Origin of the sequence: Streptomyces sp. NPDC090088, from assembly GCF_044747345.1 — a bacterium.
Classification (GTDB): domain Bacteria; phylum Actinomycetota; class Actinomycetes; order Streptomycetales; family Streptomycetaceae; genus Streptomyces.
In genome coordinates this window covers 868,469-886,888 of sequence record NZ_JBIVDZ010000003.1, presented here as the reverse complement: position 1 = coordinate 886,888, position 18,420 = coordinate 868,469, and the positions used below count along the sequence as shown (strand labels likewise).

Here is an 18,420-nt window from a genome sequence, read left to right as displayed (position 1 = left end):
CGCCGCCGGGCCACACCGTCGCCACCGGGCCACACCCCCGCCGCCGCACCACACCCCGCCGTCACCGACCGCGCCTCACGCCCTGCTCCCCCTCCCGTCCCTTCCCCTCCTCTCCTCCCCTCCCCCTCCCCCTCACGTCTTCGCGTCGATGTCGTCGGAGCGCGTCACGAAGCGTGCCGTTCCGTCGGTCACGCGGTACAGGAACTCGCCGGTGTCCTCCTGGACCTGGAAGAACTGTCCGACGGAGTCGAAGCCGACGCGGCGGGTGATGCCCTGCCAGGGGTGGCGCAGGAGTACCGCGCGCAGGGTGGACCGCTCGTCGTCGCCGAGGGCGGTGAGCCCCTGGGCGGCGAACCGGACGGCGTCGTACGCCTCGGCCGCCCAGGGGCCCGGCGGCTGTCCGTGGCGGGCCCGGAACGCGGCGGCGAACGCCCTGGTACGGGGGTCGGCGCCGGCGTCGGTGTAGCCCGCGCCGACCCGCCAGTCCTCGCCGACGGCGAGAAAGGGCGCGGCGAGGACGTGCTCACCCGCGACCCGGACGCCCCGGTGGCCCGCGTCCCGCAGCGCGCGGGCACAGGCGGCGGCACGATCGGGCCGCACCCCGGCGAAGAGGACGGCGTCCTCGGGACGGACGGCGATACGGCGGGCGACGGCGGTGAAGTCCGCGTCCGCGGCCACGTCCTCCACCACGGTCTTGCTGTCGAGCTTGCCGTAGGTGGTGGTGATGCGGACCGCGGACAGGCTCGCCGTCGCGGTGGCCAGGTCGTTCACGATCACCGTACGGGCGGGTCGGACGGCCCGGTTCAGATAGCGCAGCACCGCGGGCGGGCCGGTGGTCCGGGTGATGCGCAGCACGAGCCCGGTGGTGGTGTTGACGCTGTTGAGTTCCTCGGTGTCGGCGCGGGTGATCAGCACGGTCAGCCGGGCCTCCGTGCACGGCGGCAGGGTCGCGGGCGCGGTCGTGTTGCCGCCGGTGGCGATCACCACGGACACCGCCGGGTCGGCGGCCAGCCGGGCCGCGGCCGCGGCTGCGCCCGCCGCGGTGCCCCGGTCGTCGGCGGTGCGCAGCACGAGGTCGACGGTGCGCCCGGCGTCCTTGTTGTGCTGCTCGACGGCGAGCCGGGCGCCGCGCACCTGGTTCTGGTGGAAGGCGTCGTCCGGGCTGCCGAGCAGCGCGATCACCTGGCGGGTCCGCCGGGTGGAGCCGTCGCTCGGGGGCGCGGTGCCGCGGCCCCACCGCCACCACGCGCCCGCCCCGCCCGCCGCGGAGACCCCGAGCGCGGCTCCCGCGACGAGCAGCCGGCGCCGGGTGGGCGAGGGCGGGGCGTCGGCCGGGTCCGCGGGGGCGGGCCCGGAGAGCATGGTCGGTTCGGGCACGGGCAGGTCGAGGACGCGGGCGGCCCGGGCGGCGACCAGGGCGGGCAGCCCCTCTGGCAGCCAGCGCTCCGGGGCGAACTCACCGAAGACATCCACGAGTTCCCGCGGCCCGGGACGCGACTCCGGCTGCTTCGCCAGACACCGCCGTACGATCCCGTCGAGGCCCTCGGGCAAGCCGTCGAGGTCGGGCTCCTTGTGCACGGTCCGGTACAGCACGGCCGCGGCACCGCCGGTGCCGAACGGGGGCCGGCCGGTGGCCGTACGCGCGAGGACGCAGCCGAGCGAGAAGACGTCGCTGGACGGGCCCACGGTGCGCCCGCGGGCCTGCTCGGGCGAAAGGTAGCCGGGCGAGCCGACGACGGAGCCGTCCGTGGTGAGCGCGGTCGCGCCGACGGCCCGCGCGATCCCGAAGTCGATCAGGCGCGGCCCGTCCACGGCCAACAGCATGTTCGCGGGCTTGACGTCCCGGTGGACCAGCCCGGCGGTGTGCACCCCGTCCAGCGCCTCGGCCAGCGCGGAGCCCAGGCCGCGCACCTGCGCCTCCGGCCAGGGCCCGTGCAGCGCGACGGCCTCGGCCAGGGACGGGCCGGGCACATAGGCCGTGGCCAGCCACGGCTCCCGCGCCTCGGCGTCCGCCCCGAGGACCGGTACCGTCCATCGGCCCGTGAGGCGCGCGGCGAGCTCGGCCTCCCGGCGGAACCGGGCCCGGAAACCGGGGTCGTCGGCGTACTCGGCACGGATCACCTTCAGCGCGCACCAGGCGCCGTGCGGCGAGCGCGCCAGGTAGACGACGCCCATGCCGCCGGCCCCGAGCCGCCCCGCGAGCCGGTACCCGCCGATCACCGAGGGATCGGCGGGCAGAAGCCGCTCCACGTCAGCCGCCTCCGTTCCCCGGCCGTCGGTCCCGCCCGCCGTCGGCCCTCGTCAGCTCCGCACCTTCGTCAGCTCTGTGCCTTCGACGCGCTGTACAGGTCGGCGAGTGAGCCCAGTTGGCGGAAGCTCCCGTCGTGGACCTGGTGGACGAAGGTCTGGGCCGCCCAGCCGTTCCCGGAGTTGTCGTAGTGGTGATAATCGCCGAAGGCGTATGTCCTGGCGATGCCCTGGTACTTGTACTTCGGCTTCCCCAGCCGCTCGGCCAGCTCGGACCGGACCGGCCTGCGGCGGGCCCCGGCCGGGACCGTGCGGGCGAACTCGGTGAGCAGCATCCGCACACTGTCGTAGGCCTCGGTGGCGTACGGCTCCGGGGTGGTGCGGTAGCGCTTGCGCCAGGCCGCGGTGAAGTCCTTGGCCCGCTGCGTCGTCAGTACGGCGGGGTCCACGGCCGAGGTGACCACGTACCAGCCCTCGCCCGCGGCTCCCGCGCGGCGCGGGAAGTCCGAGCCGTAGAGCTGGTGCTGCATCCAGCGCGGACCGGTGAAGCCTGCCGCGGCCAGTTCCCCGGCCGCGCGGACGGTGGCGTCCAGCAGGCCCAGGTAGACGACGTCCTGGACACCGGCGGCGAGCAGGTCGCGGACCGCCCGCGGGCCGTCGTCGGTCCCCTCCGCCACGACGCGGGGGATGACCTCGCCACCGATCTTGCGCCAGCCACTGACCAGGGGGGTGCCCTGGTCCTGCACGATCGAGCCGCCGGCCCGGTCGATGACGACGCCGGCCAGACCCACCTGCCCGGTCGCCAGGGCGTGGTACGCGATCCAGGTGCCGAGCGCGAGATGCGGGGCGCCGGTCTGGAACGAGGTCTTCGGCGAGGTCACGAAGTAGTCCTGCAGGCCGGTGGTGCTGGACACATGGGTCAGCCCCGCCTCGCCGTAGACGGCCGCCGCCGACTGCATCGGGATCTCGGCAACCGGTCCCAGTACGGCGACGACGTCGCGGTCGGTGGTGAACGCGAGCGCCACCTTGCGGGCGGAGGACGCGTCCCCCTGGTCGGAGCGGACCCGCACCTTCAGGTCGTAGGCGCGCTTCGGTGTGGCGTTGTGCTGGGCGACGGCCAGCCGGGCCGCGCGTTCACAGGCCCGGCTGACGGCGGTGTGGGCCGCGTCGGCCGCCGTGTGCACACCGAGGACGTACACGGGACGCGCGGCGGCGGACGGCTTCCTGTCGTCGTCCCCCGTCGCCCACACCGCCGCGCCCGTCCCCGCGCCCGCGAGAAGCAGCGCACCGCCGGCCAGCAGCAGGCGCCGGCGGCCGGGGTGGCGGACGGGGGCGTCCGACGGGTCCCGCGGGTCCCCCGCATCCCGCGTGTCCCCGGGGTCCCGTGGGTCGGGCCCGTCCACGGCCGTGGGCTCGATGTCGGGCAGGGCGAGGCTCTCGGCGGCGCGCGCGGCGACCATCCGGGCGACGGAGTCGGGGAGCCAGTCGCCGGAGCCGTCCGGAACGTCCGGGGCGAGCAGCCGCCGTATCTCCTCGGCCGTGGGCCGGGCGTCGGGGTCCTTGGCCAGGCAGCGCTCCACCAGGGTCCGCAACTCGCCGTCCACTCCGCCGAGTCCGGGCTCGTCGTGGACGGTGCGGTACAGCAGGGCGTCCGGTGCCCCGGTGCCGAAGGGCGGGGTTCCGGTGGCCGCGTACGCCAGCACGCAGCCGAGGGCGAAGACATCGCTCGCGGGTGTCGCGGGCCGGCCCTCGGCCTGTTCGGGGGCGAGGAAGCCGGGCGTGCCGACGACCAGCCCGGACGCGGTGAGCGCCGTGTCGTCCGCCGCGCGTGCGATGCCGAAGTCGATCAGGCGGGGGCCGTCCGGCACGAGCAGGACGTTGCCCGGCTTGACGTCCCGGTGGACCAGCCCGGCCGTGTGCACCGCGTCCAGCGCGCCGGCCAGCAGCCCGCCGAGCACGCCGACGGCGCGCACCGGCAGCGGACCGTACGCCGCCACCGCCTCGGACAGGTCGGGGCCGGGGACGAACGCGGTGGCCAGCCAGGGCTCGCGCGCCTCGGCGTCGGCGTCCAGGACGGGCACCACCCATGGGTTGTCCACCCGCCGCGCCAGCTCCGCCTCCCGCGCGAACCGTGCCCGGAAGTCGTCCTCACCGGCGCTCTCGCCCCGGATCACCTTGACCGCGGCGAGGGCGCCCGCGTCGGTCCGCCCGAGGTAGACGACGCCCATGCCGCCCGCGCCGAGCCGCCGCAGCAGCCGGAACCCCGCGATGCGGGACGGGTCGGAGGACCGCAACGGTTCGCTCACCGGTCCGCCCCCTTCGTGGCGGTGGGTTCGTCCGTGCCGCCCGCGTCGCCGCCCCGCTCACCCCAGCGGTCGATGTCGGTGGCGACCAGGCTCACCCCCTGAAAGACCTCGCCGGTGACGGTGTCCTCCTCCTGCTCGCTGCGGCCCGCGCCGTGCCGCGCCGTCGCGGCCACGGTCACCGGGCCGAGCCGGAACTTGTACCAGTCGAAGGGGTACGCCTTGCTCGCGCCGTCGGCGATCCACTCCCCGGACTCCGTCAGGTCGTCCTCGGTGACCGGGTTGCGCCCGTCGGCGGCCGCGTCGACCCGGGAGTACAGACCACTGACCACGTCCGTGGCGTTCAGCCGCTGCTCCGGACAGCGCAGCGCCGATTCCAACGCCCCCGCCATGTCGCGCCGCGCCGCCACGGTGTTCTCGTGCACGGTGACGGTCAACGACACGTACACCGGCCCCTTGCCGCCCTGCTCCGGCAGCTCGAACGCCCGCGTGAGGCTGGCCAGCGCGGTGTCCGGCAGCGCCTGGCGCCGCCACAGACAGTCCTCGCCCAGCACGGCCCACTGCGCCGGATCGCTCTCGTACGGCTCCCGCCTGCGATACCCCGCACCGAAGTAGTCCGGCCGCACCGCCAGCCCCCGCACGAACGCGACCGCTTCGGCCCGCGTCTTCGGCGCCCGGTCCTCGGCGAGCGTGTACGGCTCGCTGGAGGCCGCCGCCGAAGCACTGGGACGGGGACTGGGACTTGCGGAACCCGTAGGACTTCCAGGGCTTGCTGAGCCTTTACGAGGACTCGCCCCGGTGTCGTCCCCCGACCCGCTCGTACAGCCCGCCAGCAGCAGCGCCCCCGCCGCCACGCCTAAGACGGGCCTGCGTCTCCACCCTGCCATGCCTCACACCCCTCCCTGCCCCCGTCGCCTGCAGGCAGTGTGGCGCAACTCCGCACAACGCCAACTACCCTTAAGGAAATAGCCAGTTAAGGCTCCGGACGACCTCGCGGGCTCCCCCGGTTTCCCCCGTTGCGACCCCGAGCCCACCCCGTGACACGAACACGACAACCCGAACACCCCGGTCGCGACTGAGAACCTCCGGGAACACAACAAAAGACCCAGGTCACTAACGCCGTGACCTGGGTCTTGATGGAGCCGCCTTCGGGATTCGAACCCGAGACCTACGCATTACGAGTGCGTTGCTCTGGCCATCTGAGCTAAGGCGGCGCGTCGCCCGCACTATGGTGCGATCAGCGACGTCGGTAAGTCTACACAGTTTCCCGGGGTGCTCCGTACACGCCCCGGAGCGGTGGCTCCGGGGCGGGCCGCAGGGCTATGAGCAGCGCTTTCCGTCCGTCGGAGGGGTGCCTTTGAGGAGGTAGGTGTCGATCGCCGAGTCGATGCAGGCGCTGCCCCGGCCGTACGCGGTGTGGCCGTCGCCGACGTAGGTGAGGAGGCGGGCCGAGGAGAGCTGGCCGGCGAGGGACTGGGCCCAGCGGTAGGGGGTCGCCGGGTCGCGGGTGGTGCCGACCACGACGATCGGGGCGGCACCCTTCGCCTCGATGCGATGCGGCGTCCCCGTCGCCCGCACCGGCCAGTACGTGCAGTTGAGCGAGGCCCACGCCAGGTTGGGGCCGAACACCGGGGACGCCTTCTCGAACTCGGGCAGGGCCTTCTCCACCTGCGCGGGGCCGTTGAAGGCGGGCGGCAGGTCCAGGCAGTTCACGGCGGCGTTGGCGAACATCAGGTTGGAGTAGCGGCCGTCGGGGTCGCGTTCGTAGTAGCTGTCGGAGAGGGCGAGCAGGCCCGCGCCGTCGTTCTCCTTCGTCGCCGCGTGCAGCGCGTCGCGCAGCCGCTCCCACTCCGCCTGGTCGTACATCGCCGCGATCACGCCGGTCGTGCCGAGCGACTCGGTGAGCTTGCGGCCGTCCGGGTCGCCGGTCGGGAGGGGGTGCGCGTCGAGCTTCTTGAAGAAGGTGCTGAGGTTGTCGGCGATCTGCGTCGGGGTGCTGCCCTTGTCGCCGAGCGGGCAGTCGGTGCGCTTCGCGCAGTCCTCGGCGAAGGACTGGAACGCCGTCTCGAACCCCGCCGTCTGCTGCAGGTTCAGCTCGCGCGCGGTGAGAGAGGGGTCCATCGCGCCGTCGAGGACCATACGTCCGACCCGGTCCGGGAACAGGCCCGCGTAGGTCGCGCCGAGGAACGTGCCGTACGACGCCCCCACGTAGTTCAGCTTCGGATCGCCGAGCACCGCCCTCAGGATGTCCATGTCCCGCGCCGAGTCGACGGTGGAGACGTTGCGCAGCAGCCGCGCCGAGTGCGCCCCGCAGGCCTCCGCGAACTTCTTGTACTGGGCGACCAGCTGGTCCGTCTCCCGCTGGTCGTCGGGGGTCATGTCGGTCTCGGTGAACGTGTCCATCTGCGGTCCGTCCAGGCACTCGACGGGCTCGCTGCGGGCGACCCCGCGCGGGTCCACCGCGACCATGTCGTAGCGTGCCCGCACCTCGGCGGGGTAGCCGATGCCGGCGTACTGCTGGAGGTAGTCCACCGCGGAGCCGCCCGGGCCGCCCGGGTTGACCAGCAGCGAACCGAGCGGCTTCGCCTTGCCGGTGGCCTGCTTCCGGGCGACCGCGAGCCGGACGTCACCCGCGCCCGGCTTCGCGTAGTCCAGCGGCGCCTTCATCGTCGCGCACTGGAAGCCGGGGACACCGCAGCTGCGCCAGGTGAGCCTCTGGTCGTAGTACGGGGCCAGCGTGGACGGCGTCGAGCGGGGCAGCGCGGCCAGCTGGGCGACCCCGGCGGAGGTCGACGCGGGCGTGCCGTCGGAGGAGGAGCACGCCGAGCCGAGCAGGGCGGCGGCCGAGAGCAGGGCGGCCGCCATGGTCCGGGTGCGGGTCCGGCGCCGGGTGGGGGTCTGGGGCCGATTCCGGGCCTGGGTCCGATTCCGGGTCTGGCGGGGGATTCGCCTGATGTGCATCAATCGAGCGTAACGCTGAGAGATGATCTACGAGCCGTGCGTGAGGTCTGTGGCTCGTACGGGTGACCCCGTCAACCGGAGTCGGACCTCAGCCCGCTCTGAGCGCCATCGTCATCGCCTCCACCGCCAGCAGCGGCGCCACATTGCGGTCGAGGGCGTCCCGGCAGGCGGCGATGGCCTCGATGCGGCGCAGTGTGGACTCGGGCGAGCCGGCCCGGGCCAGCCGTTCCAGGGCGTCCTCGGCATCGCCGTTGGCGATCGCGACCCTGGAGCCCAGCTGGAGGGCCAGGACATCGCGGTAGAAGCCGGTCAGGTCGGTGAGGGCGACGTCGAGGCTGTCCCGCTGGGTCCTGGTCCGGCGGCGCTTCTGCATGTCCTCCAGGTCCTTCATCACGCCCGCCGTGCCCCGCGGCAGCCGCCCGCCCTGGACCGCGCCGAGCGCCGCCTTCAGCTCCTCGGTCTCCTTGCCGTCCATCTCCTCGGCGAGCTGCTTGGCGTCCTCCGCCGCCGCGTCCACCAGTTCCTGGGCCGCTTTCAGGCAGGCCCCGACCTCGTCAAGGCGCAGCGGCAGCTTGAGCACCGCCGCCCGGCGCTCGCGGGCGGCCGGGTCGGTGGCCAGCCGGCGGGCCCGGTCGACGTGCCCCTGGGTGGCGCGGGCGGCCGCCTCGGCCACCTGGGGCTCGATGCCCTCCCGCCGGACGAGCATGTCGGCGACCGCCGCGACCGAGGGCGTGCTCAGGTTCAGGTGGCGGCAGCGGGAGCGGATCGTGGGCAGCACGTCCTCCAGCGAGGGGGCGCAGAGCAGCCAGACCGTGCGGGGTGCGGGCTCCTCGACGGCCTTGAGGACGGCGTTGGCCGACTTCTCGTTCAGCCGCTCGGCGTCCTCGACGAGGATGATCTGCCAGCGGCCGTTCGCGGGAGACGTGTACGACTTGCGGACCGTGTCGCGCATGTCCTTGACCAGGATCTCGGCGCCGACGGCGGCGACGGTCGTGACATCCGCGTGGGTGCCGATCAGTGCCGTGTGGCAGCCGTCGCAGAAGCCGCAGCCGGGGGCCCCGCCGAGGGCACGGTCGGGGCTGACGCACTGGAGGGCGGCGGCGAAGGCCCGCGCCGTCTGGTTGCGGCCGGCGCCGGGCGGGCCGGTGAACAGCCAGGCATGGGTCATCTTCGACGACTCCGGCGGCGGCTGGCCGGCCGCGGCGGCGGTGACCAGGGCGTCGGCGTCCCGGGCGGCGGCGACGAGCGCCTCGCTCACCCGCTCCTGCCCGACGAGGTCGTCCCACACGGTCATGGGGTCACGCCACCCTTCCGTCCAAGGTCGATGCCCGAACGTCCGATGTCCAAGGTCCCGATCAGGATCCGGTTCCGATCCTGAGCCGGTTCCGATCCGGCTTCCATTGTGCGGGCCCCCACTGACAGCGGGCTCCACCGACAGCTGTGCGGCCCCCACTGACGACGCGGTCCACGCCCGTCACAACGGCGTGGGGGCGGCACCGGCCGGAACCCCGGCCCGCACCGCCCCCACGCTCCGTGCGGAAACCTCAGCCGCGCCGACCGCGACCCCGGCGGCCCCGCCCGTCGTCGTGCTCCTGCTCGTCGTACGTGCCCAGCAGCTCGTCCGCCAGCGACGGCAGGTCGTCCAGCGGGGTCTCCTCGGCCCAGTCGGGGCGCGGGCGCCGGCGCGGGGCCGGGCCCTCGGCCTCGACCTGCGGCAGCTCGCGGGTGCGGCCCTCGGAGCCGTCGGGGTTCCCCCCGTCCCGCCCGTCCGACTCATCCCGCCCGTCGCGCCCGTCCCGCTCGTCCCGCTCGTCCCGGAAGAAGCCCGTCGGCATCCGGTCCGCCGGAGTGGTGCCGGTGGGCGGGGTCGCGTCGTCGCGCACGGGAGGCAGTACGGCGGTCTCGTCGGCGGCACCGGACCGCACCGGCGGCAGTACGGCCGTCTCGTCGGCCGCGCCCACCGCGGGCAGCACCGCGGTCTCGTCGGCCGCCCCCGCCGACGGCACCGGCGGCTGCGGCTGCGGCAGCTGCGCCGTCACCTCGGACTCGGACTCCGGCTCGGACTGCCGGGTGGCGGGGGCACGCTCGTCGCGTACCGGACGCAGCACCGTGGTCTCGTCGGTCGCGCGCGTGGGTGCCGCGGGAGGCCCGTCGCCGGGCCGCACCACGGGCGTCGGCATGGTCGTGGCCTCCGGGGTGACACCGGGCGCCGTCGGCTGCGGTGCGGCCGACTCCCGGGCGGCCGTGTCGGCCGCGGCCGCCGCCTCGGAGGCGGCACGCCGTGCCTGCTCGGCCTTGAGCAGCGCCTCCTCGGCCTTGCGCTGCTTCTCCAGGCGCCGTTCCTCGGCCTCGGCGCGCAGCCGCGCCTCCTCCTCGGCACGCTTGCGGCGCTGCTCCTCCTCGGCCTTGCGGCGGGCCTCGGCCTCCGCGCGGGCCTTCTCCTCGGCGAGCAGCCGGGCCTGCTCCTCCTCGGCCCTCCGGCGCGCCTCCTCGGCCCGCTGCCGGGCCTCCTCCGCCTGCCGTTCGGCCTCGCGGCGCTGCGCCTCCTCCAGCTCGCGGCGCTTGCGCTCCTCCTCCTCGGCGCGCAGCTTGGCGAGCTGTTCCTGGCGCTCCCGCTCCAGGCGCTCCTCCTCGGCCTTGCGCGCGGCCTCTTCCTCGGCCTTGCGGCGGGCCTCCTCCTCGGCCTTCTTGCGGGCCTCCTCGGCGGCCTTGACCTCGGCCTCGGACAGCGGCAGCACGGTGTCGAGGCGGGCCCGGATGACCGTGGTCACCGCCTCGGGCTCCTGGCCCGCGTCCACCACCAGGTAGCGGCCGGGGTCGGCGGCGGCCAGCGTCAGGAATCCGGCCCGTACGCGCGCGTGGAACTCGGCGGGCTCGGACTCCAGGCGGTCGGGGGCCTCGGTGAACCGCTCCCGGGCGGTCTCCGGCACCACGTCCAGCAGGACGGTCAGATGCGGGACCAGCCCGTCGGTGGCCCAGCGGTTGATGCGGGCGACCTCGGTCGGGGACAGGTCGCGGCCGGCGCCCTGGTAGGCGACGGAGGAGTCGATGTAGCGGTCGGAGATGACGATCGCGCCGCGCTCCAGGGCGGGCCGTACGACGGTGTCGACGTGCTCCGCGCGGTCGGCGGCGTACAGCAGCGCCTCCGCGCGGTGCGACAGACCGGCGGACGAGACGTCCAGGAGGATCGAGCGCAGCCGCTTGCCGACCGGGGTGGCGCCCGGCTCACGGGTGAGCACGACCTCGTGGCCCTTGGCGCGGATCCACTCGGCGAGGGCCTCGGCCTGGGTGGACTTGCCGGCGCCGTCGCCGCCCTCCAGGGCGATGAAGAAACCGTTGCCCGCGGGGGCCTGGGCGGGGTCGTCGCCGCCGAGCAGCGCGTCCCGCAGGTCGTGGCGGAGCGGTACGCCCGCGCGGTCGTCGAGCTTGGCCAGCACCAGCACGGCCACCGGCAGCAGCAGCGCGCCGACCAGCATCAGCGTGAACGCGGCGCCGCCGTGCGCGAACACGAACTTGCCGTTCTCCAGCCGGTGCGGGCCGATCAGCGCGGCGACCAGGGGGGCGACGAGCGCGCCGAGCGCTATGGCGACCCGGACCACCGCGTGCAGGTGCTCGGTGGTGCGCGCCCGGCGGAAGTCCTCGGTCTCCTGGTCGAGCAGGGTGTGCCCGGTGTTGGCCGCCACGCCCGCGCCGATGCCGGCCAGCGTGACGATCAGCAGCACGGTGGTGACGTCCGGGACCAGACCGGCGGCCAGCAGCGCGATGCCGGTGAAGGCGATGGCCAGCGACAGCAGCCGGCGGCGCGAGAGCGTCGGCAGCAGCGCGGGCGCCGTCCGGATGCCGACGGCGACTCCGCCGGTCAGGGCGAGTACCAGCAGGCCGTACAGGACCGGGCCGCCGCCCAGGTCCCGCGCGTGCAGCACGGAGACGGCGACGGCGGCGGAGACCGCCCCGGCGACGGCGGCGCAGGCCAGCACCAGCAGCGGAATGACGCCGGTGCGGCCCATGTCGGTGCCGGAGCCGGTCCTGGGGCGGCGCAGACCCTCCAGCGGCGACCGCGCGCGCGGGGTGCGGGTGCCGGGCACCTCCAGGTAGACCAGCACCGAGAGGGATCCGGCGAACAGGCCCGCCGCCACGTACGCGGCCAGGGCCGCCTGGTGCTGGGCGAACCACGCGAGGCCGGTGCCCAGCAGGTTGTTGACCAGCGACGCGGCGACCAGCGCGGCGGCCGCGAGCGGGATCGCCAGGAACGTCGTCCGCAGCGAGAGGCGGCGCAGCGCGTCCAGGTGGTCGGGCAGCGGTCGTACCGTCGCGCCCTCCGGGGGCGGGGCGGGCAGCAGTGCGGGGGCCGCGCTCTCCCGGCAGACCGTCCACAGGCGCTCGGCGATTCCGACGACGAAGGCCGTCGCCAGGAGGATCGCCGGGGCGTTCTGCGGGGTCCAGTCGATCCACAGGGGCGCGACGAGCAGCAGGAGGGCGCGCAGGCCGTCGGCGCCGACCATGGTCCAGCGGCGGTCGAGGGGTCCGTCCTGCGCGGTGAGCGCGGTCAGCGGGCCCAGCAGGACCGCGCCGAAGAGCAGGGTGGCCAGAATGCGCACCCCGAAGACGATCGCCACCGCGAACGCCAGGCCCCGGTAGCCGCCGCCGAAGGAGCCCTGGGCGACGGCCGCCTGGAGCGTGAGCACGACCAGCACGAGAAGCGCCAGTGCGTCGCCGACACCGCTCACCAGCTGGGCGCTCCACAAGCGCCTCAGTTCGGGTCGGCGCAGCAACGCGCGGACGGCGCGCTCGCGGGAATCCGCTACCAGCGCGTCGTCGGGTTCTGTCCGGGGGGCCGTTGGCTGCTCGGCTCGCGTCATGCTTTCAGCCTATCGGCAGCCGCCGACAGCCCGGCGCGAGCGTCCACAGGTACACACACCCCGACACCAAGTTGATGCCGGGGCGTGCGCAATGCGAAGCCGATGTGAGGACCTGAAGGACCTGAGAGGGCTTCAGGAGCCCTGGAGCGGGCGCCCGGAGCGGCGGCTCAGTCCTCCGCGGTCGCCTGGGAAGCGGCCGTCGTCTTCTTGGCGGCTGCGGCCGTCTTCTTCGCGGCCGTCGTCGTCTTCTTGGCGACGGTCTTCTTGGCCGCGGCCTTCTTCGCCGGCGCGGCCTTCTTGGCGGTCGCCGTCTTCTTGGCGGGCGCCTTCTTCGCCGTCTTCTTGGCGGGCGCCTTCGCCCGCTTCTCGGCGAGCAGCTCGTAGCCGCGCTCGGGGGTGATCGTCTCGACGCTGTCGCCGGAGCGCAGGGTCGCGTTGGTCTCCCCGTCGGTGACGTACGCCCCGAAGCGGCCGTCCTTCACCACGACCGGCTTCTCGCTGACCGGGTCGGTGCCCAGCTCCTTCAGCGGCGGCTTGGCGGCGGCCCGGCCCCGCTGCTTGGGCTGCGCGTAGATCGCCAGCGCCTCTTCGAGGGTGATCGTGAAGAGCTGGTCCTCGGAGGTGAGCGAACGCGAGTCCGTGCCCTTCTTCAGGTACGGCCCGTAGCGCCCGTTCTGCGCGGTGATCTCCTGGCCCTCGGCGTCGGCGCCGACGACGCGCGGCAGCGACATCAGCCGGAGCGCGTCCGCCAGGGTGACGGTGTCCAGGGACATGGACTTGAAGAGCGAGGCCGTGCGCGGCTTGACCGCGTTCTTGCCGGTCTTCGGGGTGCCCTCGGGGAGCACCTCGGTGACGTACGGGCCGTAGCGGCCGTCCCGGGCGATGATCTGGTGGCCCGTCGCGGGGTCGGCGCCCAGCTCGAAGTCGCCGCTCGGCTTGGCGAGCAGCTCCTCCGCGAGCTCGACGGACAGCTCGTCGGGGGCCAGGTCCTCCGGCACGTCCGCGCGCTGGTGGCCCTCGGAATCCTTCTCGCCGCGCTCGACGTACGGCCCGTAGCGGCCGACGCGGAGCACGATGTCGTTGCCCACCGGGAACGACGACACCTCGCGCGCGTCGATCGCGCCCAGGTCGGTCACCAGTTCCTTGAGGCCGCCGAGGTGGTCCCCGTCGCCGTTGCCGGCGTCGGCCGCGCCACCGGTGGCTTCGCCGCCCTCACCGAAGTAGAAGCGCTTCAGCCACGGCACGGCCTTGGCCTGGCCGGCGGCGATGCGGTCGAGGTCGTCCTCCATGCGGGCGGTGAAGTCGTAGTCGACCAGCCTGCCGAAGTGCTTCTCCAGGAGGTTGACCACGGCGAAGGACAGGAAGGAGGGCACCAGGGCCGTCCCCTTCTTGAACACGTAGCCGCGGTCGAGGATCGTGCCGATGATCGACGCGTACGTCGACGGGCGGCCGATCTCGCGCTCTTCCAGCTCCTTGACCAGCGAGGCCTCGGTGTAGCGGGCCGGCGGCTTGGTGGAGTGGCCGTCGACCGTGATCTCCTCGGCGGACAGCGCGTCGCCCTCGGCGACCTGGGGCAGCCGGCGCTCGCGGTCGTCCAGCTCGGCGTTCGGGTCGTCGGCGCCCTCGACGTAGGCCTTGAGGAAGCCGTGGAAGGTGATCGTCTTGCCGGAGGCGCTGAACTCGACGTCCCGGCCGTCGGCGGCGGTGCCGGCGATCTTCACGGTGACGCTGTTGCCGGTCGCGTCCTTCATCTGGGAGGCGACGGTCCGCTTCCAGATCAGCTCGTAGAGCTTGAACTGGTCGCCGGTCAGCCCGGTCTCCGCCGGGGTGCGGAAACGATCACCCGACGGGCGGATCGCCTCGTGCGCCTCCTGGGCGTTCTTGACCTTCGCGGCGTACGTACGCGGCTGGGGCGGCAGGTAGTCGGCGCCGTACAGCTGCGTGACCTGGGCGCGGGCGGCCGCGATCGCGGTGTCGCTCAGCGTCGTGGAGTCCGTACGCATGTAGGTGATGTAGCCGTTCTCGTACAGCTTCTGGGCCACCTGCATGGTGGCCTTCGCGCCGAAGCCGAGCTTGCGGCTCGCCTCCTGCTGCAGCGTCGTCGTACGGAACGGGGCGTACGGCGAGCGGCGGTACGGCTTGGACTCGACCGAGCGGACCGCGAACCGGGTGTTCTCCAGGGCGGCGGCCAGGGCGCGGGCGTTCGCCTCGTCGAGGTGGAGGGTGTTCGCGCTCTTGAGCTGCCCCAGGGAGTCGAAGTCACGGCCCTGGGCGACACGCTTGCCGTCGACGGCCTGCAACCGGGCGACCAGGGACGACGGGTCCGACGAGTCGCCCGCGCGGCCGGTCGCGAAGGTGCCGGTCAGGTCCCAGTAGTCGGCGGAGCGGAACGCGATGCGCTCGCGCTCCCGCTCGACCACGAGCCGGGTCGCGACGGACTGGACACGGCCGGCCGACAGGCGCGGCATGACCTTCTTCCACAGGACCGGCGAGACCTCGTAGCCGTAGAGGCGGTCGAGGATGCGGCGGGTCTCCTGGGCGTCGACGAGCTTCTGGTTGAGCTGGCGCGGGTTGGCGACGGCGGCCTGGATCGCGGACTTGGTGATCTCGTGGAAGACCATCCGCTTGACCGGGACCTTGGGCTTGAGCACCTCCTGGAGGTGCCAGGCGATGGCCTCGCCCTCGCGGTCCTCATCGGTGGCGAGGTAGAGCTCGTCGGAGTCCTTCAGCAGGTCCTTGAGCTTCTTGACCTGGGCCCGCTTGTCCGCGTTGACCACATAGATCGGTTCGAAGTCGTGCTCGACGTCCACGCCGAGCCGCCGGACCTCGCCGGTGTACTTCTCGGGCACCTCCGCGGCGCCGTTGGGAAGGTCACGGATGTGCCCGACGCTCGCTTCGACGACGTATCCGGGGCCCAGATAGCCCTTGATCGTCTTCGCCTTGGCAGGCGACTCGACGATGACGAGTCGGCGGCCGCCCTGTGCGGTCTCGCTGGTCGGGGACAACTTCGCTCTTCTCTCCGGTCGACGCTGGGGCCTCCCCAGGCCTTGCTCCCGGGGTCGTGGCACGGGCAGGGATGCCCGCTCACTTGGTGACGCTGCGGAGTGTGACGGTACATCCCGCCCCCGTGTCAAACGGGAAAAGCTCACAACGGCCACTCGAACGGTAACCCGACTACCGCCATTCCTGCCGCCCGGAGTCCCCGGTCACTCTTCCGGCCCTGTCCGGAGCGTGATGCTCCGATTACCGGAACCGCACCCTCACAAGCGGGTCAGGCAGTACGCCCCGAGGCCCAGCGAGACCACCGCGGCGAGGCTCGTGAGGGTCGCCGATGCGATCTGACTCACACCCTGGGCGACGGGTTCGCCACGCCGGACCCGGATACCGGTCCACACCAGCAGCGCGGCTCCGAACAGGGCGAACACCGCCCCCGCGAAGATCGCCGGTCCGTTCTCCATGGGCCGTGCGCCCCTTCCCTGCCGTCCGTGACTGCCCAGCGCCGGGAGACTGGCACGCACGGGCGGCGGGCGGACGGCGGGCGGGCGAACTGGAGGTGAACGAGGCACCCCAAGATGATCGAACATTCGATCGACGGACTACGGGGCGGACCTCCCGGCCACATTTTTCCGGCCTTTTTCTTCTTCCGGCGTGTCCCGCGGGCTCGGATCCCTCCCGGCGCGGGCGGGCCCCGGGTCCTTCCCGGCGCCTCCCCGCACCCCTCCCGGACGCCCCGTCAGCCCGCCGGCTCCAGGAAGCCCTGCTCCACCAGCAGCCGGATCTGCGCGGGCGTACGGTCGCGCAGCGACACCGGGTCCTCGCCCATCAGTTGGGCGATGGCGTCGAGAATCCGCCCCGCGCTCAGCGAGCCGTCGCACACCCCGGCGAACCCGGCGCCCACCGTGTCCACCTTGGTCGCGCGGCGCATCCCGCGGTGCTGGCGCAGCACCACGTGCTCCGGGTCCTCGGCGCCGGGCAGCCCGACCTGCTCCTGGACCACCTCGACGGCGAGCCGGAAGTGGCCTTCGAGGAGGTCCGCGTCGTCGTGGTCGCGGAGGTAGTCGAGCCGGTCGAAGTGCGCGCGGATCGTCTCACCGAGCGGCTGTTCGATCGGATGCGGCCACTCCTCCGCGGTGACCGACGGCACGGCGGCCCCCGTCCTGCGCAGCGTGATCCAGCCGAACCCCACCCCCTTCACCTTGCGCGCCTCGAACTCGTCGAGCCACGCGTCGTACCGCGCCTGGTACTCGGCCGGGTCCCCGCGGTGGTCGCCGGAGTCCCTGAGCCACAGCTCGGCGTACTGGTTGACGTCCTGCACCTCGCGCTGCACGATCCACGCGTCGCAGCCGCGCGGCACCCACGACCTGACCCTGTCCTGCCAGTCCTCCCCCGCGACGTGCTGCCAGTTGGCGAGGAACTGCGCGAACCCGCCCTCGTTCAGCCGCTCCCCGGCCTGTTGAACGAGCGAGCGGCACAGATCGTCCCCGCTCATCCCGCCGTCCCGGTAGGTGAGTCGGGCACCGGGAGAGATCACGAACGGCGGGTTGGAGACGATCAGGTCGTACGTCTCCCCGTCCTTCACCGGCTCGAACAGCGAGCCCTCGCGCAGGTCGGCGGCCGGGGCCCCGGAGAGCGCCAGCGTGAGGGCCGTGATGTGCAGCGCGCGCGGGTTGAGATCGGTCGCCGTCACGCGCGTGGCGTGCTGGGCGGCGTGCAGCGCCTGGATCCCGGAGCCGGTGCCGAGGTCGAGGGCGGCCGCGACGGGCGTGCGGACGGTGATGCCGGCGAGCGTGGTGGAGGCGCCGCCGACCCCGAGCACGACGCCCTCGTGGCGCTGCCCGATGCCCCCGGCGCCGCCCACGGCGCATCCGAGGTCGGACACGATGAACCAGTCCTCGCCGTCGGGCCCGCCGTACGGCCGTACGTCCACGGTGGCCGCGACCTCGTCGCCGCCGACGCGGGTCAGCCAGCCGCTGTCCACCAGGTCGGCCACGGGCAGCACGTCGGCCACGCGCGCGTGCGGCACGGGCTGCTGCAACAGGAACAGCCGGACGAGCGTCTCCAGGGGCGTGTCCCCGCGGGTCGCCCGGAGCGCGGGCACCGTCTCGCTGCGGGCCAGCGCCGCGTACGCGGGGGCGCCGAGCAGTTCGAGCAGCCCGTCGGCGGTGAAGGAGGCGCCCAGCAGGGCGGTGCGCAGCCGGGCGGCGACGTCGGGGCGGTCGGAGGCGGGCAGGATGGCGAGGCCGGAGTCAGTCACGCCCTCCATTGTGGCCCGCGGCCGCCTTCGGACGCGGGCTCGGCCCACCGCCGCCGGAGCGCCCTCGGACGCGGGCCCGGCCCACCCCGCCGGGGCCGTCAGCTAGCGGTCGAGGAGGCCGACGCCGTCGCGGAGACCTTCTTGCAGCTGGCCTGCTCGGCGATCGCGTCCTTGACCTCGCCCTGCTCCAGGGCCTGCAGCGCCGCGGTGCCGCTCTTGTTCTGCGTCTCCAGGTCCGCCATCTGGGAGGCGACGTCGTGCAGACCGGTGGCGAACTTCGCCTGGTCCTTGGTGTCCAGCGCGTCGACCTTCTTCTTCAGGTCGGCGTAGGACGCGGAGAGGCTGTTGAGGTTCTTGACGACGTCCTGCTGGCGCTTGGCGCCGTCGTCGATCCCGGGGGGCGCGCCGGCGCCGTTGATGGCGGTGGCGAGCGCCTTGTAGCCGTCGGACATGTCCTGGAAGGCCTGGGAGTCGGTCTTCTGGATGGTCGCGGGCGAACTCGTGGTGTCCGAGGCCGTCTGCGCGATCGCCTCGTTGGCCGCCTTGATCTTCGCGTCCTGTGCCGGCACGGCGTCGCACACGGTCTTGGCCCAGGCGATCAGCTTGGGGTCGGTGCCCTTGTTTTCGCTGCACCCGGACAGCGCCACTATCAGTACCGCACCGCCGGACAGTGCGGCCGCGAGCTTCTTGTTCACCGGATCGGTCCCTTCCATGGCTCTCGGCACCCGGAATCTACACGGCGGACGGACAGGACCCCCATGGAGAGCACCCGAAAAGTATGCTTTTAGGTCGATTA

The 18,420-nt window shown here is 73.6% G+C and carries 10 protein-coding genes and 1 tRNA gene; all 11 read right to left on the bottom strand.

The window, feature by feature from the left end; all coding sequences use genetic code 11:
• Window positions 1-132: 132 nt before the first annotated feature.
• Complete coding sequence (locus ACIPSJ_RS19810; RefSeq protein WP_401347291.1) at window positions 133-2,250, bottom strand: ABC transporter substrate-binding protein; 2,118 nt, start codon at window positions 2,248-2,250, stop codon at window positions 133-135.
• Window positions 2,251-2,318: 68 nt separating this feature from the next.
• A complete protein-coding gene (locus tag ACIPSJ_RS19805; protein ID WP_401347289.1) occupies window positions 2,319-4,553 on the bottom strand; it encodes a bifunctional serine/threonine-protein kinase/ABC transporter substrate-binding protein in 2,235 nt (744 codons plus the stop codon).
• Window positions 4,550-5,191, bottom strand: a complete 642-nt coding sequence (locus ACIPSJ_RS19800) for a hypothetical protein (RefSeq protein ID WP_401347286.1) — start codon at window positions 5,189-5,191, stop codon at window positions 4,550-4,552. Before ACIPSJ_RS19800 ends, ACIPSJ_RS19805 begins: the two co-directional genes overlap by 4 nt.
• A 496-nt stretch (window positions 5,192-5,687) precedes the next feature.
• Window positions 5,688-5,764 (bottom strand) — tRNA-Thr (locus tag ACIPSJ_RS19795).
• A gap of 106 nt (window positions 5,765-5,870) precedes the next feature.
• Window positions 5,871-7,511 (bottom strand): alpha/beta hydrolase, encoded by a 1,641-nt coding sequence (locus ACIPSJ_RS19790; protein WP_401347284.1) that lies wholly within the window; start codon window positions 7,509-7,511, stop codon window positions 5,871-5,873.
• 88 nt (window positions 7,512-7,599) lie between these two features.
• Window positions 7,600-8,805, bottom strand: coding sequence for a DNA polymerase III subunit delta' (locus ACIPSJ_RS19785; RefSeq protein WP_401347281.1), 1,206 nt, complete (start codon window positions 8,803-8,805; stop codon window positions 7,600-7,602).
• A gap of 250 nt (window positions 8,806-9,055) precedes the next feature.
• Window positions 9,056-12,370 (bottom strand): dTMP kinase, encoded by a 3,315-nt coding sequence (gene tmk, locus ACIPSJ_RS19780; protein ID WP_401347278.1) that lies wholly within the window; start codon window positions 12,368-12,370, stop codon window positions 9,056-9,058.
• Window positions 12,371-12,537: 167 nt separating this feature from the next.
• Entirely contained in the window at window positions 12,538-15,375 is a 2,838-nt protein-coding gene (gene topA, locus ACIPSJ_RS19775) for a type I DNA topoisomerase (protein WP_401347275.1), read from the bottom strand.
• Window positions 15,376-15,630: 255 nt separating this feature from the next.
• Window positions 15,631-15,828: a hypothetical protein gene (locus tag ACIPSJ_RS19770; RefSeq protein WP_355722496.1), complete on the bottom strand. Its 198-nt coding sequence runs from the start codon at window positions 15,826-15,828 to the stop codon at window positions 15,631-15,633.
• A 275-nt stretch (window positions 15,829-16,103) separates the two neighbouring features.
• Window positions 16,104-17,633, bottom strand: coding sequence for a methyltransferase (locus tag ACIPSJ_RS19765; protein ID WP_401347272.1), 1,530 nt, complete (start codon window positions 17,631-17,633; stop codon window positions 16,104-16,106).
• Between the two features lie 89 nt (window positions 17,634-17,722).
• Window positions 17,723-18,337, bottom strand: coding sequence for a small secreted protein (locus tag ACIPSJ_RS19760; RefSeq protein WP_355722501.1), 615 nt, complete (start codon window positions 18,335-18,337; stop codon window positions 17,723-17,725).
• Between the last annotated feature and the right edge of the window lie 83 nt (window positions 18,338-18,420).

Excerpts from the sequence above, each read along its gene's own strand:
- ACIPSJ_RS19790 (WP_401347284.1), bottom strand. The coding sequence starts at position 7,511 with ATGCACATCAGGCGAATCCCCCGCCAGACCCGGAATCGGACCCAGGCC.
- ACIPSJ_RS19785 (WP_401347281.1), bottom strand. The coding sequence starts at position 8,805 with ATGACCGTGTGGGACGACCTCGTCGGGCAGGAGCGGGTGAGCGAGGCG.
- tmk (WP_401347278.1), bottom strand. The coding sequence starts at position 12,370 with ATGACGCGAGCCGAGCAGCCAACGGCCCCCCGGACAGAACCCGACGAC.
- ACIPSJ_RS19765 (WP_401347272.1), bottom strand. The coding sequence starts at position 17,633 with ATGGAGGGCGTGACTGACTCCGGCCTCGCCATCCTGCCCGCCTCCGAC.
- ACIPSJ_RS19760 (WP_355722501.1), bottom strand. The coding sequence starts at position 18,337 with ATGGAAGGGACCGATCCGGTGAACAAGAAGCTCGCGGCCGCACTGTCC.
- ACIPSJ_RS19770 (WP_355722496.1), bottom strand. The coding sequence starts at position 15,828 with ATGGAGAACGGACCGGCGATCTTCGCGGGGGCGGTGTTCGCCCTGTTC.